At 70.2% G+C, this 16,659-nt stretch carries 17 protein-coding genes; 8 read left to right on the plus strand and 9 right to left on the minus strand.

The genetic code is table 11. The features are described from left to right. Window position 1: 1 nt before the first annotated feature. The 4 genes from BLT27_RS04365 to BLT27_RS04380 form a co-directional block, all read right to left on the minus strand. Window positions 2–1,042 (minus strand): hypothetical protein, encoded by a 1,041-nt coding sequence (locus BLT27_RS04365; protein ID WP_089731820.1) that lies wholly within the window; start codon window positions 1,040–1,042, stop codon window positions 2–4. Window positions 1,043–1,063: 21 nt separating this feature from the next. Then, window positions 1,064–2,182, minus strand: coding sequence for a hypothetical protein (locus BLT27_RS04370; RefSeq protein ID WP_089731821.1), 1,119 nt, complete (start codon window positions 2,180–2,182; stop codon window positions 1,064–1,066). A gap of 72 nt (window positions 2,183–2,254) precedes the next feature. Continuing rightward, on the minus strand, window positions 2,255–2,920 hold the full coding sequence (locus BLT27_RS04375; protein WP_089731822.1) for a cob(I)yrinic acid a,c-diamide adenosyltransferase: 666 nt from the start codon (window positions 2,918–2,920) through the stop codon (window positions 2,255–2,257). Between the two features lie 9 nt (window positions 2,921–2,929). Further along, window positions 2,930–3,727 (minus strand): MOSC domain-containing protein, encoded by a 798-nt coding sequence (locus tag BLT27_RS04380; protein ID WP_089731823.1) that lies wholly within the window; start codon window positions 3,725–3,727, stop codon window positions 2,930–2,932. Between the two features lie 93 nt (window positions 3,728–3,820). Between BLT27_RS04380 and BLT27_RS04385 the strand changes: the two genes are divergently transcribed. The 4 genes from BLT27_RS04385 to BLT27_RS04400 all read left to right on the plus strand — a co-directional run bounded on the left by BLT27_RS04385 (window position 3,821) and on the right by BLT27_RS04400 (window position 7,269). Continuing rightward, window positions 3,821–4,660 carry an alpha/beta fold hydrolase gene (locus BLT27_RS04385; protein ID WP_089731824.1) on the plus strand — a complete coding sequence of 280 codons (840 nt, stop codon included), beginning with the start codon at window positions 3,821–3,823 and terminating at the stop codon, window positions 4,658–4,660. A gap of 87 nt (window positions 4,661–4,747) precedes the next feature. Beyond that, the gene (locus BLT27_RS04390; protein ID WP_089731825.1) at window positions 4,748–5,563 is read left to right on the plus strand and encodes a DUF7839 domain-containing protein; all 816 of its coding nucleotides are present in this window, start codon (window positions 4,748–4,750) and stop codon (window positions 5,561–5,563) included. Between the two features lie 847 nt (window positions 5,564–6,410). After that, window positions 6,411–6,731, plus strand: coding sequence for a hypothetical protein (locus BLT27_RS04395; RefSeq protein WP_089731826.1), 321 nt, complete (start codon window positions 6,411–6,413; stop codon window positions 6,729–6,731). Window positions 6,732–7,014: 283 nt separating this feature from the next. Beyond that, on the plus strand, window positions 7,015–7,269 hold the full coding sequence (locus BLT27_RS04400; protein WP_089731827.1) for an MTH865 family protein: 255 nt from the start codon (window positions 7,015–7,017) through the stop codon (window positions 7,267–7,269). A gap of 84 nt (window positions 7,270–7,353) precedes the next feature. Here BLT27_RS04400 and BLT27_RS04405 read toward each other — a convergent pair whose 3' ends face one another. Then, entirely contained in the window at window positions 7,354–8,220 is an 867-nt protein-coding gene (locus tag BLT27_RS04405) for a hypothetical protein (protein WP_089731828.1), read from the minus strand. A 101-nt stretch (window positions 8,221–8,321) separates the two neighbouring features. Here BLT27_RS04405 and BLT27_RS04410 point away from each other — a divergent pair, with 101 nt between their 5' ends. The 4 genes from BLT27_RS04410 (at window position 8,322) to BLT27_RS04425 (ending at window position 11,933) form a co-directional block, all read left to right on the plus strand. Beyond that, window positions 8,322–9,173 carry an MBL fold metallo-hydrolase gene (locus BLT27_RS04410; RefSeq protein ID WP_175526381.1) on the plus strand — a complete coding sequence of 284 codons (852 nt, stop codon included), beginning with the start codon at window positions 8,322–8,324 and terminating at the stop codon, window positions 9,171–9,173. A gap of 218 nt (window positions 9,174–9,391) precedes the next feature. Further along, complete coding sequence (locus tag BLT27_RS04415; RefSeq protein WP_089731830.1) at window positions 9,392–9,826, plus strand: universal stress protein; 435 nt, start codon at window positions 9,392–9,394, stop codon at window positions 9,824–9,826. Continuing rightward, entirely contained in the window at window positions 9,826–10,296 is a 471-nt protein-coding gene (locus BLT27_RS04420) for a pyridoxamine 5'-phosphate oxidase family protein (protein ID WP_089731831.1), read from the plus strand. The genes BLT27_RS04415 and BLT27_RS04420 overlap by 1 nt, the downstream gene beginning before the upstream one ends. A 53-nt stretch (window positions 10,297–10,349) precedes the next feature. Beyond that, on the plus strand, window positions 10,350–11,933 hold the full coding sequence (locus BLT27_RS04425) for a succinic semialdehyde dehydrogenase (protein ID WP_089731832.1): 1,584 nt from the start codon (window positions 10,350–10,352) through the stop codon (window positions 11,931–11,933). On the opposite strand, the gene BLT27_RS04430 is transcribed toward BLT27_RS04425, so the two are convergent. The 4 genes from BLT27_RS04430 to BLT27_RS04445 are packed head-to-tail and all read right to left on the minus strand — an operon-like array spanning window position 11,934 to window position 16,646. Next, a complete protein-coding gene (locus BLT27_RS04430) occupies window positions 11,934–13,538 on the minus strand; it encodes a DUF7519 family protein (RefSeq protein WP_139172246.1) in 1,605 nt (534 codons plus the stop codon). Then, the gene (locus BLT27_RS04435; protein WP_089731834.1) at window positions 13,535–14,875 is read right to left on the minus strand and encodes a DUF58 domain-containing protein; all 1,341 of its coding nucleotides are present in this window, start codon (window positions 14,873–14,875) and stop codon (window positions 13,535–13,537) included. Before BLT27_RS04435 ends, BLT27_RS04430 begins: the two co-directional genes overlap by 4 nt. Next, window positions 14,872–15,525 (minus strand): DUF7269 family protein, encoded by a 654-nt coding sequence (locus tag BLT27_RS04440; RefSeq protein ID WP_089731835.1) that lies wholly within the window; start codon window positions 15,523–15,525, stop codon window positions 14,872–14,874. The genes BLT27_RS04435 and BLT27_RS04440 overlap by 4 nt, the downstream gene beginning before the upstream one ends. Then, window positions 15,522–16,646 carry a DUF4129 domain-containing protein gene (locus BLT27_RS04445; RefSeq protein WP_089731836.1) on the minus strand — a complete coding sequence of 375 codons (1,125 nt, stop codon included), beginning with the start codon at window positions 16,644–16,646 and terminating at the stop codon, window positions 15,522–15,524. The genes BLT27_RS04440 and BLT27_RS04445 overlap by 4 nt, the downstream gene beginning before the upstream one ends. Window positions 16,647–16,659: the final 13 nt, after the last annotated feature.

Raw genomic sequence — 16,659 nt, forward strand, 5'->3', positions numbered from 1 at the left:
CTCAAACCTCGAAGTTGACCGCGTCCGCGTCCGTCTCGACCTCCTCGTCGGCCGTCTGCTGTGCACTCTCGGCGGCCTCCTGGACGTCGCCGACGGTGTCCTCCACCATCGACGCGAGGTCCGTCGCCGAGGTCTGGTCGATCTTCTCGTCGATGTCGCCGACGCCACCGAGCTTCGTCGCCAGCGTCCCCATGTTCTCCACGATGTTCGTCGCGTCGTTGGGGAACTCCCGCTTCTGGACGGCGACCACCCGGATCTCCTGTTCTTTCGTCACGAGCGCCTCCTTCGCGGAGTTCAGCATCGATATCTGGTGGGCGAGCTCGGACGTCCCCTCCTCGACCGTCTCGAGCAGGTTCTCCTTGTCGACCTCCTTCATCTGCTTGTGGTAGATGAACTGGCGTTTGAGCTGCTGGTACCGGTTCCGCTCGCTCTCGTCCAGCTGCGACGGGTCGTCGGGCACGCCAGGACCGTCGCCGAGCGCCTTCAGCTCCTGTGCGGTCTCCTGGATGCGCTCGTCGATGCGGTTCGACCCGGTGTCTATCTCGTCCATCTTCTCGTTCAGCTTGTCCCGGGCCCGCTTGACGCGCTCTTTCGTCTCGTCGATCTTGTCGACGCAGGCCTCGATGCCGGCGGCCCAGTTCAGCGCGGCCCGCCCGGAGAGGTCGTCGTCGCGCGGGTCCTGGAGCAGCACGACGTCGTTGCCGTCGAACCGCAGAATCTCCTGGTCCTCGAAGTACTCGAGCAGCGCGTCGGCCTGTCGCTCGCTGGAGACGACCCTGCCCTGTTCGTCCTCGGCCGCCGCGAGCGTCTCGATGGCCGTCTGGCGGTCGATGCGCCCGTTACCCGCCTCCAGGTTCATCTCCCCGAGGAGGTCGCCCTTGATGATGGCTCGCACCGCACGCTCCCATTCGCCCTCTACGTCGTCGCCGTTGGTCCAGTCCGCCTCCATGCGGACCATCTCGTCGGTCTCGTTCACCGGGTTCGCGATGACGTAGTCGACGCCATCGACGGTCGTGGTCTCGAACGTGTATTTTCGTGGCATTGTCTGAATCCTGACTGCTGGTTACGTGTCGACGCCCCCGAACTCCGCCTCGGCGACGACCGCTGCGTAGCGCTCCTCGACGGCCTCCCGGACGTACCGGTTGACCGACGGGTCGTTGCTCACCTGCATCTCCTCGACGTGCTCGCTCGCGGCCTCCTCGAACTCCGTCGGCGACGCCGGCAGCACGTCGCGTTCGGACTTCACGTCGGTCAGCACCCGTCGTGCCTCCCCCTCGACGTAGGCGTCGAACTCGTCCCGCATCACCACCATCTCCCGACCCACCTCGAGGTCGAGTCGGTCGGCGAGTGCGTCCTGCGTCGCCTCGACGATCTCGTCCTGCATCCCGTGGGCCTGCGAGAGCACGTCGAACCGGGCCTCTATCTCGGAGCGGACGACGCCCGGGAACTCCGCCGTGGGCACGAGGTACTGCGAGTCCTCGAACTGTGCCTCGACCTCGTCCTCGACCTCGCTCGCGACGTACCGCGCGAACTCGTCGAGCGCGCTCTTGACGAGGTACTCGCCGTCGAGGTCCACGATGAACCCCTCCTGTTCGAGGTAGCGGATGACGTCGGTCGTCGCCGCCACGTCGATGACCTTCTCCAGGTCGCTGTGGCTTATCTTCCCCCGCGCTGCCTTGCGTTCGAGCTGGGAGTCCAGCCCGACGTTGCCCGCGTGCTCCTTGAGCCGCGGCCCGATGGTGTAGTAGTCGCGCTCCCCTGCCGTGATACGCGCCACGAGGTCGCGGGACTCCAGCTCGGTGGCGAAGTAGTCCACGTCGTCTATCGCCAGGTCGAACCGCGACCGGAGCGTCTCGGACGTGATGACGATTCGTTGACTGAACACGCTCGTCAGTTCGTTGGTGACGGCGTCGGAACTCCCCACGCTGAACGTGTCGACGTAGTAGACGCCGTCGCGGATCTGCTCCAGGTCGGAGAACTCGTCCTCCGTCAGGTCTCGGAGTGCCTTCTTGAGGTCCGACGTGGACAGGTTGCTCGCGTTGAGCGTGCCGGTGTCCGCGCTCTCGTATCGCTTCTGGATCTCCCCCCGCTTGTCCGTCACGTAGAGAAACCCGTAGTTCGACATTGCAACGGACCGACATATGTCTTCAAGGGCGTCGGTGTCGACCGGCAGCAGTGACATACACAGGTCTATATCTATCCGAGACAAAATACTTCGGGCCGTGTGCCTCCGCACGCGAGGCGCGTGCGACGCTCAGAACTCGGTGCCCTTCCGTGCGCGCTGGCCGGCCTCGATGGGATGCCGCTCCTTCCGGACGTTCGTGACGAGGTCGGCCACGCCGTCCAGCCAGTCCGGCCGCTCGTGTCCGCCGGTCAACACCAGCTCGAGGTCGTCGGGCTTGCCCTCCACGAGCGCCACCACCTCCTCCACGTCGAGCAACCCCCGATTCGTCGCGTAGCACACCTCGTCCAGCACGAGCATGTGGACGCCGTCAGTCGGGTCGCCGTCGAGGCCGAGCGGGGCCGTCAGGTCGGCCGCCGCGCAGCCCTCCAGTATCTCCCGGGTCCGCGCCATCCCGCCGGCCGCCTGGGCCGCGTGCTCGTCGTCGTCCGAACCGTCCATGAAGCCGTGCCAGCCGTAGTGCCCCGTGTTCTCGTAGGAGGCCCCCGGCATGGCGTCGATTGCACTGTACTCGCCGCGGACGTCCTCGACGCTGTCCGCGCCGCCTTTCATGAACTGGAGCACGTGGACGCGGTAGCCGTGGCCGGCCGCCCGGAACGCCATCCCGAGCGCGGCGGTCGTCTTGCCCTTCCCGTCGCCCCAGAACGCCTGTACGAGCCCGAACTCCTCGGGCGCGCTCGGTTCGATGGTTCTCGACTCGGGTCGCCGCTCGTCGACCGCCTGCTCGCTGTCGGTCATCGTGACGGCCTACGGCACGTCCGACCTTGAATCTCCCAGTTCGACAGCGTCCCCGACGTGGAGCACGTCGCCCCACGACGACTCGGGGATCCGCGTGTTGACCATCAGCCGGTAGTAGTGGTCGAACCAGTCCCGGTTCGCCCAGTCCGGCAGCGTGACCTCGCGCTGCGCCACGAACGTCTCCCGAAAGCCGGGGGTCTCCGCGCCGGTGTCGGGGTCCCGCGTCGGGACGGCACAGCGCTGGCAGGGCTGGACGCCCTCGAAGTCGACCGCTCCGACGGTGAACTCCCTCACCGACCCGCGGTCCGCGTACAGCCGGTCCTCCCAGAACGGCTCCCCGGCGTCTACGACGAGGTTCGGCCGGAACCGGCGAAGCATCTCTGCCGCGTCGACCCCGTCGAACCAGCCGGCGACTGCCGCGGCCGTCTCCCGGGCGATGACCGTCGGGCCGTCGGCCTCGGTGTCGTCGGGCATCCCGCCGGAGGCATCGCGGACGACGCTGACCGGGTAGTCGAGGAACTCGCTCAGCCAGGCGTTCAGCGCGCCGCGTTCGGCGTCCATGCTGAACGTCGCCCAGTCGTCGTCGCCGCGCTCCCTGATGGAGAGCTCGCGGCGCTCGGGGTCGTAGTCGGACGCGAGCCGGTGGAGGGCCGGCTCGCGCTTCCCGTTGACGAACTCGCGGTCGCCGTCGACGATGGCGAACTCGCGGTCGTGTCGGAGCGCGCCGGCGTTGACCTCGACGGCGTCGAGTGAAAGCGGGTCGAGCGACTTGACGGGGTAGACGCGCAGGCTGGAGACGGTGGGCATGCCGGTGGTTTGGGAGCGGGGGGCGTCAACGGTTGCGGTTCCCATGGCCCCCCGACCCACCGATTTATCTCGGCGGTGGGCGAAGGCCGGGCCATGGCTACGGTCGAGGTCGACGGACACGATATCAGGTACGCCGAGGCGGGTGAGGGACCACCGCTCCTGTTGCTCCACGGGGGCATCATCGACGCCGGGCCGGTCTCGTGGGGCGATGTCATCGAGCCGCTGTCGGAGCGTTTCACCGTCTACGCGCCGGACATGCTCGGCTACGGCGACAGCGACGTACCGGACGTGGACTACACCATCGACCGACACGTCCGGACGATGGCGGGCTTCTGCGACGAACTCGGTATCGAATCGCCGTCGGTCTGCGGCCTCTCACTGGGTGGCGCGGTCGCGCTGGGCCTCGCGCTCGATACGGACGTCGAGGTCTCGCATCTCGTCCCGACGAGCTGCTTCGGGCTCGGCACCGAACTCCCGCGCGGGACGCTCTCGTGGGCGCTCTCGCGGCTGCCGTTTCTCAACAGAATCGCGGTCGCGCTGTTCCGGCGGAGCCGCGGCTTCACGAAGGCGAGTCTGGCGGGCATCGTCCACGACACGGACGGCCTGTCGGCGGACTGCGTCGACGCCGTCTGGGAGTACGCCCGGAAGCCGAACGCCTGCGTCGCGTTCCGGAACTTCAGGAAGCACGAGATGACCCGCGACGGCTACGTGACGAACTTCGCCCCCCGGCTGGGCGAACTCGACGTCCCGACGCTGTTCGTCCACGGTCGGCACGACGAGGTGGTCCCCGTGGAACTGGCCGAGCGGGCTGCGCCGCGGGCGCCGACCGCCGAGCTGACGGTGCTGGAGCGCTGTGCGCACTGGCCGCCGCGGGAGCAGCCCGACCGGATGGTCGAGCTGCTGACCGAGTTCTGCGTCGGGACGGACACCTGAACCGCCCGGGAGGTCCCGGCGACCGTAACCCAACCCAGGTGGCCGTTAGTGCAAAGCTACTTGTCATCGACAGCCCAAGCCCCGACAATGGCCCCCGACGCCGACCCGGAGGAGGAACAGAGCGTCCTCCAGAGCAAGCGCAACGCGACGCGCTACCAGATTCTCTCGGAGATCGCAGAGCGTCAGCCGGCGGTCAGCCAGCAGGAGATCGCGGACGAGATCGGTGTCACGGCACAGGCCGTCAGCGACTACCTCCAGGACCTGGTCGAACGGGACTACGTCCGCAAGCTCGGCCGCGGCCGCTACGAGGTGACGAAGGAGGGCGTGGACTGGCTCATCTCGCGTACCGAGGACCTCCGCGAGTACGTCACCCACGTCTCCGAGGAGGTCATCGGACAGGTGGACGCCGAGACAGCAATCGCGGACGACCCCATCGAGGAGGGACAGACGGTGACGATGTCGATGCGAGACGGCGTCATGCGGGCATCGACCGACGGCGACGGCAGTGCGACGGCTGTCGCCGTCACCAGCGCCGAGCCCGGCCAGGACGTGGGCGTGACCGACTTCGAGGGCGTGCTCGACTACGAGCTGGGGACCGTCACCGTCGTCTCCGTCCCGCGGGTCGCGAAGAACGGTTCGTCCACGGTGGCGCCGGCCGCTCTCGCGGACCACGCCGGCACCCACGACCTGTTGGCTGTCTCCGGGACGGAGTCGCTGGTCGCCTGTATCGAGGCCGACCTCGACCCCGACATCCGCTTTGGCTCCGCCGAGGCCGTCACGGAGGCGGCGACGAAGGGGCTGACCGTGCTGCTGGTGGTCGTCACGGACGAGCTCTCGCGACACACCGACCGGCTCCGCGACGGGAACATCGGCTACGAGGTCGTCGACGCAGCAGACCTCTGAGGCCGACGACCTCCCGGGAGATTACTACGACGTATTCGACAGACTGCGAGGACGCACCGCCGCTCATATCGATATATTTAAGTGATGGTTGCTTCTACGAGTTGACACCTCAATCCCGACTCTCGACCGGGAACGGGGTACCCACTGACGATGACCCGCTCGATGCTTACCATCTCGGCGTTCGCCACCGCGGTCACTGGCGAGGCCGCCACTGCCGGCGTGGAGGGTTCCTCCGCTGCCGGCTGCCAGCGCGGCGCTGGGGATGGTGAACCGAGCGGGACCCGTAATCCGACGGGGTATCCCGCCGTTCGGTTCGTCTCTGCCGGCGCCGCGTGACGGTGTTGACGCGGCCCGGCGGTGTTTCTGCCGATTCCTACGGCTCCTAGGCACCGCCGCTCGCGCCGGCAGTCGGGTTCTCCGAACCGAACTGGTTCCATCCTGACTGACCGGCGGGGTCGCGTCTCCACCTCGACCGCAGCGCCGACACGCGAACCGAGCACCGACTGTAGCGTCCGCTCGCATCCTCGACGTGAGGGACGCTACCGTCGGCCACACTCGCCCGTGCGGTTCGCCGCCGCCGGAGCCGGCCACCGCGGCCGGTGGGGTTCGACTCCCCACGGGCGGTTCGCCCCAACGGGGGCACGATGTTCGCTGCCGGGGCACTCGCCTCGTCGCAGAGAGGCATCGCTGGAGACTGGGGGTGTCGGTCCGACCGACCGGCACTCCCGCGAGTCGTCGCAGGCCAGCCTGTCACGGCTCGCACGCACGCCACACGGGTCTCGTACCCTCGCGGACGGCGACCACCGACCTCGCGTCGGCGACCGCGTTCGACTCGCGGCGAGGGAGTATGGCCCAGACAAGTCTCGGCCGAGAGACAGAAGCGACCGTCCACCTGCGCGTCCGCGTCCCCGACGGCGCGTCCGGCGACCTGCTCGCCGGCGCAGCGACCGTCGTCGCACGGATCGACGCGCTGGACGACGTCGACGTCGAGGAGATAACCGGCATCACGCCGAACCTCAACGCCATCGTCGTCGACGTCCGTGCGACCGTCACGCTTCGCTCGGAGGCCACCGACGACAGCACCGTTCGGGCCGACCTCGAGGACGGCACCGGCATCGAAGCCGTCCACGAGGTCGCGCTCGCGAACAGGACCGCAGCGACGGCGTAACGCGGCTTCCCCGCCCCGCTACGTCCGCCCTCGCGGACCCCACCGCGACTGCCGACGCCGTCCACACTGACGACGGCCCTCCGACGGTCGAGTGCGGCCACACCGGCGTGGCCGCGCCCGTCATCCCACCGCAGTCGTGCTTCTGCGGGCGATTCTGACGCCCGCGTCCCGCTCACCGGTAGCGTCAAGGCCGCTCCACGCGAGGTCGACGTAGGACGGAACCGGCGTCGACCCGGAACCAACTACCCCATGATTTATTATTTATCCGGTCGAACGGGTGCCTATGGCAGATGAAGATGACCTTCGCGAGCAGATGATCGACGCCTTCGGTGGCGCTGACTACCCAATCTCCAGCCCGATGGACCTCGTGCCGGCGCTCCCGAACGGCCCGGGCACCCGCTTCGAGTCCGGTGACTTCTCCATGACCGCGATGGAGCTCCAGACGAAGCTCCCCGGCGGCGACTTCCCGTACGACGACGTGGAGTCGTTCGTCGACGACATCATGGAGAACCTCGAGGACGCCGGTCACCTCGACTGAGCGACTCGCTACTCACTTCTTTCGACGCCACGGTCCGACAGCGACAGCGTCCGCGTGCCCGACTGCGACGGGCGAAGCCCGCCCTCAGCCGTCGCTTGCGACGTATCTGACCTGCCGGCTCTGCCGGCCGAGGACCGAGTTCAGGTGGTAGGTCATGTCGTGCTGGCCGTCGCCGAGCTCCCCGTCGCCCAGCGGGGTCGTGTCGAAGTCGCCGGTGTACTCCCACGTCTCGGAGCCGCCCGCGGGGACGATGAACGACGGGGCGGTGACCGGCGTGTAGGCGATCCGCGGGCCGACGCGGTTCAGGCCGGCGACGAACCGGGCGTCCACGTCGCCCTCGTTCCGGACCGTGAGGGTGACCGTCGGATGCTCGCCCTTGGGGACCGTCTCGGGGACGCTGAACGACATCGACAGCGCCGGGTACTCGGCGGCGAGTCTGGTTCGCAGCGACTCGCCCGGCCGCCACTCGCCGCCGGGCCAGCCGACGCGGGCGTGCTCTGCGGCCACGACCTCGGGCAGCTCGAACAGCAGCCAGCCGCTCTCGTTGCCGTCGCCGTAGCTGTCGTCCTCGTGGTACTGCCGCCAGAGCTGGCGTTCCACCGGGTCGACCGGGGAGTAGGCCTCGTCGCCGTGAACGAAGGTGAACTCGCCCCGGCCGGGCGGCGCGTCGGCCGCGGTCGCGTCCACCGAGAGGAACAGGTACCCACCGGCGTCGTCGATGACGTGGATGGAGTCCGTCGCCAATTCGACGATGGCTGGCTGGTACGTCGCGAGGGAAACGTCGACCGGTGATTCGGCGGGCTGTGTCGTGGTCGGCTGGTCGGTCGGTGTGACGGTGCCGTTCGTCGTGTCCGTTTCGTCCGCCGGGTCGTCGCCGGTAGAGCCGGACAGACAGCCGGCGAGTCCGGCGAGCGTCGCGCCGGCCGTAGAGAGGAGGGCTCTGCGTCGCATGCAAGAGCCGGTCCCGTGTTCTCGGGCATATGTCTTCTGTCGCGCCCGCCGGGCCGCCGTGTCGACGACCGACTTTTGCCCGGCCCACCCGAACGACGCCCATGGTCACGCAGGTCGCCCCCGACACGTACGCGCTCGACGCTCGGATGATGGACACTCCGGCGACGATGTCGCCCTACGTCGTCGACGCCGTCGAGCCGGTCGTCGTCGACCCCGGCCCCGCAGCCGGTATCGAACACGTCGTCGACGACCTCGCGGCGGTCGGCGTCGAGCCGGCCGAGGTCGCGTATATCGTGCCGACACACGTCCACCTCGACCACGCCGGTGCGACGGGCGCACTGGCCGAGCACTGCCCGAACGCGACGGTGGTCGTCCACGAGCGCGGGGTCGACTACCTCACCGACGCCGCGAAGCGCGACCGGCTGTACGAGAGCGCCCGCGCCGCCGTCGGCGACCAGATCGCGACGGGCTACGGCCGGCCCGAGCTCGTCGACCGCCGCCGCTGCCGCGTCGTCTCGGGCGGCGAGACGGTCGACTGCGGGGACCGCTCGCTCGAACTCGTGGACGCACCGGGGCACGCACCCCACCAGGTGGCCGTCCTCGACGACCGGACCGGCGCGCTGTTCGCCGGCGACGCCGCCGGGATGAGCCTGTTCGGCGAGCTGCTCCCGACGACGCCCGCCCCGGACTTCGACCTCGAACTGAGCCTCGAGACGCTGGCGCGGCTGCGCGAACGCGACGCCGAGACCCTCTGCTACGGCCACTACGGAGCCCACGACGACCCCGACGACGCGCTCGGCGCGTACACCGAGTTGCTGCCCGAGTGGGTCGCCGCCGTCGAGGAGGCCGCGGCGGCACACGAGGACCGCGACGCCATCGTCGCCGCCCTGTCGAAGGAGTGGTCCTCGCCGACCATCGAACGCGACGTCGTCGGCGTGTTGCAGACCCTGTGAAGGCGATCCACGACAGCCAAACCGACTTCATCTCCCCTTCTGGGTCCAGCCGATGTACGTCGTCCTGCCCTGCATCTCGATGGACCCGTCGCGTCGCATCGAGGCCCTCGAACTGGTCGCGGCGCCCACCGCCACCGTCGGCGTCGACGACCGCGACTGATTCCCACCGATGGAGAGTCGGGGGACGTTTTAAGCGCCTGACGGGTGACAGTTCAGATATGGTCGACAGAATCCTGGTCCCCTACGACGAGTCCGAACAGGCACGGTCGGCGCTGGAGCACGCGCTGACGACCCACGCCGACGCCGAGGTCGTCGTCCTGAACGTCATCGACCTCATGGAGGCGGGCTACAGCGCCCCCTTCGACGGCGGGCTGCCCGGCTACTGGGAGGAGTGGTACGAGCAGGAGGAGACGGTGGCCGAGGACCTGCTCGCGCAGGCTCAGGAGATTGCAGACGAGTACGACGTCGAGCTGGAGACGGACGTCGTCGTGGGACGGCCCGCTCGCGCCATCAACGAGTACGCCGACGAGCACGACATCGACCAGATACTCATCGGGAGCCACGGTCGCACCGGCGTCAGCCGCATCCTCCTCGGCAGCGTCGCCGAGGCGGTCGTCCGCCGAGCGCACTGTCCCGTGACGGTCGTCCGCTGATGTTCCCACTGAACGGGGCGTGGGCGCACGACGACGTGGCCGCGTTCCTCGACGACGCCCGCATCCCGGTCCGGCTGGCGTGTCGAACCCCGAAGGGCGGGCTCTGGATGCTCTCGCTCTGGTTCGAGTACGACCCCGACGCGGGCCAGCTGGCCTGTGCCACCGCCGCCTCGGCCGACGTCGTCCGCTACCTCCGCGAGGACGACACCGTCGCCTTCGAGATATCGACGAACCGACCGCCCTATCGCGGCATCCGCGGGCAGGGCATCGCGACCATCACGCCGGACGACGAGAAGGCCCTGCTGCGACGGCTGCTCGAACGCTACCTCGGCGGCACCGACTCCGGCCTCGCGCGGTCGCTGCTCGACCCCGGCCGCGAGGAGGTCCGCATCGAGCTCGACGTGACGAAAGCGTACACGTGGGACTTCTCCGACCGGATGCCGTCGGACGCGCCCGAGCCGGCGGAGTAACCTCGGGTGCGGCCTCGGACACGGTTTTAGGCCCCCACCCCGTAGCAGTCCCCATGACCGACCTGCTGGACGACGACGCCCTGCCGGCGACGCTGAGCCGCGACCGGTTCGAGCGGCTCGACGGCCTCGTCACGACGGCCGACGGGGGCCGTGACCGCCGTGCAGTCCTCGAGACGTTCACCGGCGAGACCGCGGCGACCGTGACTGAGTGCGAGCCCGCGGACGTCGAGTACGCCGTCGAGCGAGCCGCCGCGGCCCGGGAGCGGTGGGCCGACCGCGCCCCCGAAGAGCGCGCCGCCGTCGTGAAACGCCTCCACGACATCGTGCTCGACCGGCAGGACGAACTGCTCGACCTCGCTCAGCTGGAGAGCGGCAAGTCCCGGGCCCACGCCTTCGAGGAGGTGCTCGACGTGGCGATGACGAGCCGGTACTACGGCTCCCGCGCCCCCGAGATGCTGGCGACGGAGCGCCGCGACGCCGCGGTCCCGTTCCTCTCCTCGAAGGCCGAGGTCGTCCACCATCCCGTCGGCGTCGTCGGTATCATCGCGCCGTGGAACTACCCTATCACGCTCGCCATCTCCGACGCGCTCCCCGCGCTGCTGGCGGGGAACGCCGTCGTCCTCAAGCCCGCCGAGACGACCCCGTACACCGCGCTGGCTCTCGTCGAACTCCTGCGAGAAGCGGGGCTGCCGCACGACCTCGTCCAGGTCGTCACGGGCGACGGCGCGGAGCTCGGACCCGCGCTGGTCGACAACGTGGACTACGTCAGCTTCACCGGGTCGACGGCGACCGGGCGCGAGGTCGCCGCCGCCGCCGGCCGGAACCTCGTCGACTGCTCGCTCGAACTCGGCGGGAAGAACTCCGTCGTGGTGCTGGACGACGCGGACCTCGACGACGCCGTCGAGGGTGCCGTCGGTGCGTGTTTCACCAACGCCGGGCAGCTCTGTATCGGTACCGAGCGCGTCCTCGTCGACGAGTCGCTGTACGACGCGTTCCTGTCGCGGTTCGTCGCCGCCGTCTCCGACCTCTCGCTCGGCGCGAGCTACGAGTACGGCGTCGACGTGGGGTCGCTCGCCTCGGGCGACCAGCTCGAGACCGTCGAGGCACACGTCGCCGACGCCCGCGAGCGCGGCGCGACGGTCCACGTCGGCGGCGACCATCGGCCCGACATCGGCCCCTACTTCTTCGAGCCCACCGTCCTGACCGGTCTCCCGCACGACGCCCGGGCCGCCTGCGAGGAGACGTTCGGTCCGGTCGTGAGCGTCGCACCCGTCGCCGGCGAGCGCGAGGCCATCGACCGCGCGAACGACACCGACTACGGCCTGAACGCGAGCGTCTGGACGACGAACCGCGACCGAGGCCGGGCCGTCGCTCGCGAGATCGACTGCGGCACCGTCACCATCAACGGCGGCTACCTGGAGACCTGGGCGGCCGTCGACGCGCCCATGGGCGGCCGGAAGGACTCGGGCCTCGGCCGTCGCCACGGGACGGAGGGACTCATGCGGTACACGGAGTCACAGACGATCGCGGCGCGGAACTACCCGGTCGTGCCGCCCATCGGCATCGAATCGGAGTGGTACGCCCGCGCCCTCAGTGCGTCGCTCCGGCTCTGGCGGAAGCTGCCGTTCCTCCGGTAGTCAGAGGTCGTCGAACTGGGTGTACCACGGCCCCCGGTCGACGTGCTGGTCCGGCCCGTCGCCGTCCTCACCGTCGCTCGCGCCGTCGCCGCCGGACGCGAGCGCGGCGAAGCAGACGAGCGCGAGGAGCAGTAGCGCCAGTGCGCCGACGGCCCGCCATCTGGGCACGTCGACGGCGAGCGCGGCTGCCCCGATGAACTCGACGCCGAGCAGCGTGACGAGGACGGTGGCGGCACCGACCGCGAGCACGCCCGCCGCGTGGATGACCTCGCCACGACGGGTCTCGGCATCCCGGCCGACCTCGTTGCCGACCAGGGACGCGTTCACCGAGAGGTCCCACGTCGCCAGCGCGGCCGCCACCCCGATGAACACCACGGCTGCCGGTGCGCCCCCGAAACCGGCCGCGATGGCGCTGAGTAGCAACAGCCCCGCGCCGGCCGTCGAGCCGTTCTCGGCCGGGGCGGTCGCCTCGTCCCACACCACGAACATGAACACGGGGAGCGAGACGAGGACGGCACACAGGGCCATGACGACGAGCGCGAGGAACGTCGTCCCCATCCCGTATGTCGCGAAAGCGATGTCGAGCGTCGACCCGTCGGTGACGGACCAGTCGACGAGCCAGGTGACCGGCGGCAGCGCCGTCAGGACGCCGACGAGCACGGAGACGACGGCACCGCCCGCGGCGTAGCCCAGCGTCTTCGGCGGTTCCCGGCCGACCCAGCGCACGACGGCCAGCTGGCAGAGCCGGGCGACGAGGACGCTCCCGAACAGCAGGATTGCCGCGCCGAGCAGCGCGTGTGGCACCCACGACTGGAGGAACCAGCCCACGACCGTCCCGAAGGGACCGGTCTGGACCAGCAGGCGCGTGAACAGCGCCCGTCCCGTGCCGGTGGTCGCCAGCACGAACTGGAGTCCGAGCAGGACGTAGACGCCCTTCGGGACGTCGCCGGCTCGCACGCCGAACTGTCGGAGTGCGGTCTCACGACTGTCGAACCGACGACGGGGGAGCCAGCCGTCGACGACCGCGAGTGCGCGCTCGACGACGACGGCGAGGACGAGCACCTCGACCTGGAGCATGAGGAACCCCACGAGCGGGCCAGCTCCGACGAGGGCACCGTAGCCCGCGACGGTCAGGACCGCAGCCGAGCGGAACAGCGCCACGTGGACCCCGGCGAGCAGGACCGTCCCGGCCACGACCACGACCAGCGAGCGCGAGAGCGCGCCGCCGAGCGACCGGACCAGCCCCTCGTCGATGCCGACGGTGAGCGAGAGCCCGAGCAGCAGCACGGCGAGCGTGCCGAACGTCGTCACGGCCGCCGCCGCGAGCGACGGCTTGTACGCCACGATGGCGCCGCCGACGCCGAGGACGCCGAAGACGAACCAGACGCTCCCGACGGCCCGCTGCCGGCTCTCGTCCTCCGAGACGCCGGTTGCGCCGCGGACGAGCGCGCCGGTGCCGAGCAGTCCGAGCAGCAGCTCGGGCGCCTGCCCGAGCAGCCCGGGACCGGTGCCGAGTCCGAGCAGGAGCGCCGCGACGGCGGCGACGGCGAGCGCGAGCCGGCTGCTGAACCGCGCCGGCTCGTCGTCGAACTCGTACGGCGTCATCGCTGCCACCTCCGCGTCGCACGCTCGATGGCGGCGTACAGCGGCTCGTCCGGCGACCACTCGATGACATCGGTCGTCCGGTTCCGGAGCTGGGAGACGCGGCCCTGGCGCTTGATGGCCTCGACGACGCTCCCCGGCGTCTCCGTCGAGGTGACGTCCGGCGAGACGACCCGGAGCGCGTGGCCGGACGCCCGGAGTCGTTTCAGCAGGTCGAGCGGGGCGTCGTCGAGCAGCGGCGAGACGAACACCACCTGCGCGCCGTTGGGGACGCGACGGCGGAGCCAGTCCACCCGCCAGCCGCCGTCCGTGGCGGCCACTCCGCCCGTGTCCCCGTCACCCGGCGACGGGTCTGGGTCGCCGGAGTCGGCTGCAGCGGCGTTCGTCGCGGTCCCCGTCCCGCGGACCGGGATGGAGGTCGCGGACTGTACGTCCAGGTTGTTCCGGATGCGAGCCGCCTGGTCGTCGCCGGTGCCGGGGCGCAGGTAGCCGAGCGAGCTGCCGTACTGGGCCAGCCCGACGCGGTTGCCGGCGTCGAGCAGGTGGCCGGCGATACGCCCGGCGGCGTAGGTCCCGAGCTCGACGCCGTCTGGCTCCTCGGGGCGACGTGACACCCGTGCCACGCGCCGCGTGTCGACCACGACGACGATGGTCGCCGCCTGGTCGGTGCGGAACTCGACGGTCCGGAGCTCGCCGCTGCGGGCGAACTCCCGCCAGTCGATGCGGTTCATCGGGTCCGAGTGGTGGTACTGCCGGATGGAGTGGAACTCGATGCCCGACCCGGTCGAGTCCGTCTCGACGCGACCGGGGTACGGGATGGTCTGGTCGGCGAGGTGCATGTCCTCGACCGGCGCGTGACACGACAGCCGGCTCTCGACCGGGAGCGTCTCGGTGACCTCGACGCCGCCGCTGACGTTGCGCGCGACGACCGTCGGCTCGCCGAACGCGTGGACGCCACGGCGGACCTTCACCGAGTAGGTGAACGACTCGGTCTCGTCCGGCTGGAGTCCCGTCATGAACCGCGGCGACCCCTCGACGACCCCCAGCGTCTCGGGGACGCCGTCGACGATTCGCAGGTCGGCCAGGGGCTCGTCCGCGGCGTTCCGGACGGTGACGGTCACCTCGACCTCGTCGCCGGGCATGGGTGACGAATCCGAGAGCGACCGCTCGACGTCCACGTCGAGCGCCGGTGGGCGACTCGCGTAGCCGTACACCGCGTAGCCGAGGCCGATGGCGGCCGCGCTGAACACGACCGTGTTCCCGGCCAGCAGCCCCAGCGTCCCGGTGACGAGAGCGACGGTCAAGCCGATGTTCCACCGGCCGGTGTCCCTTCGTGTCATTCGGTCTCGACCCCCGTGAGGTCGGCTCGCGCAGCGATCTCGTCGACGGTGTGTTCGACGTGGCGGTCGTACGCCTCGCCGGACAGCCAGTCGTAGAACTGCATCTTGAGTGGTGGTTCGGGTGCGTCAGCGCCGCCGAGGAAGCTGCGTGCGCGGGGGTCGGTCGTCCAGGTACCCGCCTCGAGCATCGCCGCGGCCTCCTCGTGGCTGCAGTCGTGGCTGCGGGCGAGCACGCCGATGGCGGCCGCCCGTATCTCTTCCTCGACGCTGTTTCGCTCGCGAGCTTCCCACCACTCCGACGGCCCGGGTTCGCGGAGCGTGCCGTCGACGCTCTCGATGCTCTCGTCGAGGCCGTGGCCGGTCTCGCCGACCGAGTCGTAGTTCGCCGCTTCCGGCGTCCCGAACGACGGCGGCTCGGGTGCCTCGTCGTCCCGGCCCTGGACGATTCGGAAGACGCCGAGGACGGCGGCGGTGAGTCCGAGCAACGCGATAGTGGTCCCGTTGGCGAGCGCCGTGACGGGAGCGCGGAGCGTCGTGAGCGGCATCGGGAGGAACGCGAGCGCGACCGCGCCGAGCAGCGACGCGCTCCCGACGGCTGTCAGGAGCGGACGGACGGGCAGACCGAGGCGGTCCAGGATTCGGGGCGTCATCCGTCACCCTCCAGCCGGTCCCGGATCTCCGCGAGCGCCTCCCGTGCCGTGCGCTTGCGTTCGTCGCTCCGCGGGTAGCGGCCGTAGCGGACGTCGCGGAACACGGCCGTCAGCCGTTCGACGGCCGACCGCGGGAGGCCGCCGTCGACGGCCGCACGGGCGACCTCAGCTGGTGTCTTCGACTCGGCGCGGCGGAGCGGTACGGAGTCGACCATCGTCTCCCAGGCCTCGTCGATGCTCACCGGACCCTGGTCGACGGGTTCGCCGTCGGCGTCGGTGTCGGTCCGCGCACCGTCGCGCGGGTCGTCCGGTTTGTCGCCGCGCCGGGAGAGCCAGTCGCGGGTCGACAGCCCGGCCGTCAGCGAGGAGAGGCCGAGCGAGAGCGAGCCGAGCCCGCTCCCGAGTCCCCGTGGTATCGCGACGAGGCCCTTGCCGAGGGTCCTCGGGACGGCGACGAACGCCTTCCCAATGCCGGACGCGAGGTCGTCGAGCCCGGCGAACAGGCCGCCAGCGGTCCGCCCGAGCCCGTCGAGCACCTGCGGTGCCGACGCCGTCAGCCCGACGAGGACGGACATCGTCCCCTGCGGAATCGCGAGGAACGAGGCCCGTACCCGGAACGTCGGCAGGACGGGGAGGTCGACGACGTAGCCGTCGAACTCGCCCGTCTGCTGTCGTTCGACGTCGGCGATGACCGCGAGAACCGCCACGACGACGGCGCAACAGAGGAACAACACGAACAGCTGCAGGAGGAAGCTGAAGATAGGGAACCCGTCACCGCGGTCCGGTCCCGTGGCCCCGCCGGTGTCGTCGTCCTGCTGGTCGGTGGTCGCGGTCGGGTCCGCCGTCTGTGAATCGGTGGTCTGCTCCGGAGAGTTGGCGCCGACGGTGGTCTCGGTCGCCGCCGGTCCCTGCGTGGCCCTCGTGGTCGTGTCCGGGTTCTCGACCGTCCCGGCCGGCCCTTCGACGTCGGCTGGCACGTTCGAGTCCGACGGCTCCGCGAAGCCGTCGCCGACGGTGCCGGGGTACGTGCCGTACCCCGACGCCGGGAACAGCGACGCCGCGAGGAGGACCGTCAAGACGGAGACAACGACGAGGACCGCGCGACTCAGGTCGTATCCCACACGAACAGAGAAA

The organism is Haloarchaeobius iranensis, from assembly GCF_900103505.1.
GTDB lineage: Archaea > Halobacteriota > Halobacteria > Halobacteriales > Natrialbaceae > Haloarchaeobius > Haloarchaeobius iranensis.

Coding starts and splice junctions, on each gene's coding strand:
- BLT27_RS04410 (WP_175526381.1), top strand. CDS start 8,322: ATGGTCACGCAGGTCGCCCCCGACACGTACGCGCTCGACGCTCGGATG.
- BLT27_RS04375 (WP_089731822.1), bottom strand. CDS start 2,920: ATGACCGACAGCGAGCAGGCGGTCGACGAGCGGCGACCCGAGTCGAGA.
- BLT27_RS04405 (WP_089731828.1), bottom strand. CDS start 8,220: ATGCGACGCAGAGCCCTCCTCTCTACGGCCGGCGCGACGCTCGCCGGA.
- BLT27_RS04395 (WP_089731826.1), top strand. CDS start 6,411: ATGGCCCAGACAAGTCTCGGCCGAGAGACAGAAGCGACCGTCCACCTG.
- BLT27_RS04390 (WP_089731825.1), top strand. CDS start 4,748: ATGGCCCCCGACGCCGACCCGGAGGAGGAACAGAGCGTCCTCCAGAGC.
- BLT27_RS04365 (WP_089731820.1), bottom strand. CDS start 1,042: ATGCCACGAAAATACACGTTCGAGACCACGACCGTCGATGGCGTCGAC.
- BLT27_RS04385 (WP_089731824.1), top strand. CDS start 3,821: ATGGCTACGGTCGAGGTCGACGGACACGATATCAGGTACGCCGAGGCG.
- BLT27_RS04420 (WP_089731831.1), top strand. CDS start 9,826: ATGTTCCCACTGAACGGGGCGTGGGCGCACGACGACGTGGCCGCGTTC.
- BLT27_RS04415 (WP_089731830.1), top strand. CDS start 9,392: ATGGTCGACAGAATCCTGGTCCCCTACGACGAGTCCGAACAGGCACGG.
- BLT27_RS04440 (WP_089731835.1), bottom strand. CDS start 15,525: ATGACGCCCCGAATCCTGGACCGCCTCGGTCTGCCCGTCCGTCCGCTC.
- BLT27_RS04370 (WP_089731821.1), bottom strand. CDS start 2,182: ATGTCACTGCTGCCGGTCGACACCGACGCCCTTGAAGACATATGTCGG.
- BLT27_RS04430 (WP_139172246.1), bottom strand. CDS start 13,538: ATGACGCCGTACGAGTTCGACGACGAGCCGGCGCGGTTCAGCAGCCGG.
- BLT27_RS04435 (WP_089731834.1), bottom strand. CDS start 14,875: ATGACACGAAGGGACACCGGCCGGTGGAACATCGGCTTGACCGTCGCT.
- BLT27_RS04400 (WP_089731827.1), top strand. CDS start 7,015: ATGGCAGATGAAGATGACCTTCGCGAGCAGATGATCGACGCCTTCGGT.
- BLT27_RS04425 (WP_089731832.1), top strand. CDS start 10,350: ATGACCGACCTGCTGGACGACGACGCCCTGCCGGCGACGCTGAGCCGC.
- BLT27_RS04380 (WP_089731823.1), bottom strand. CDS start 3,727: ATGCCCACCGTCTCCAGCCTGCGCGTCTACCCCGTCAAGTCGCTCGAC.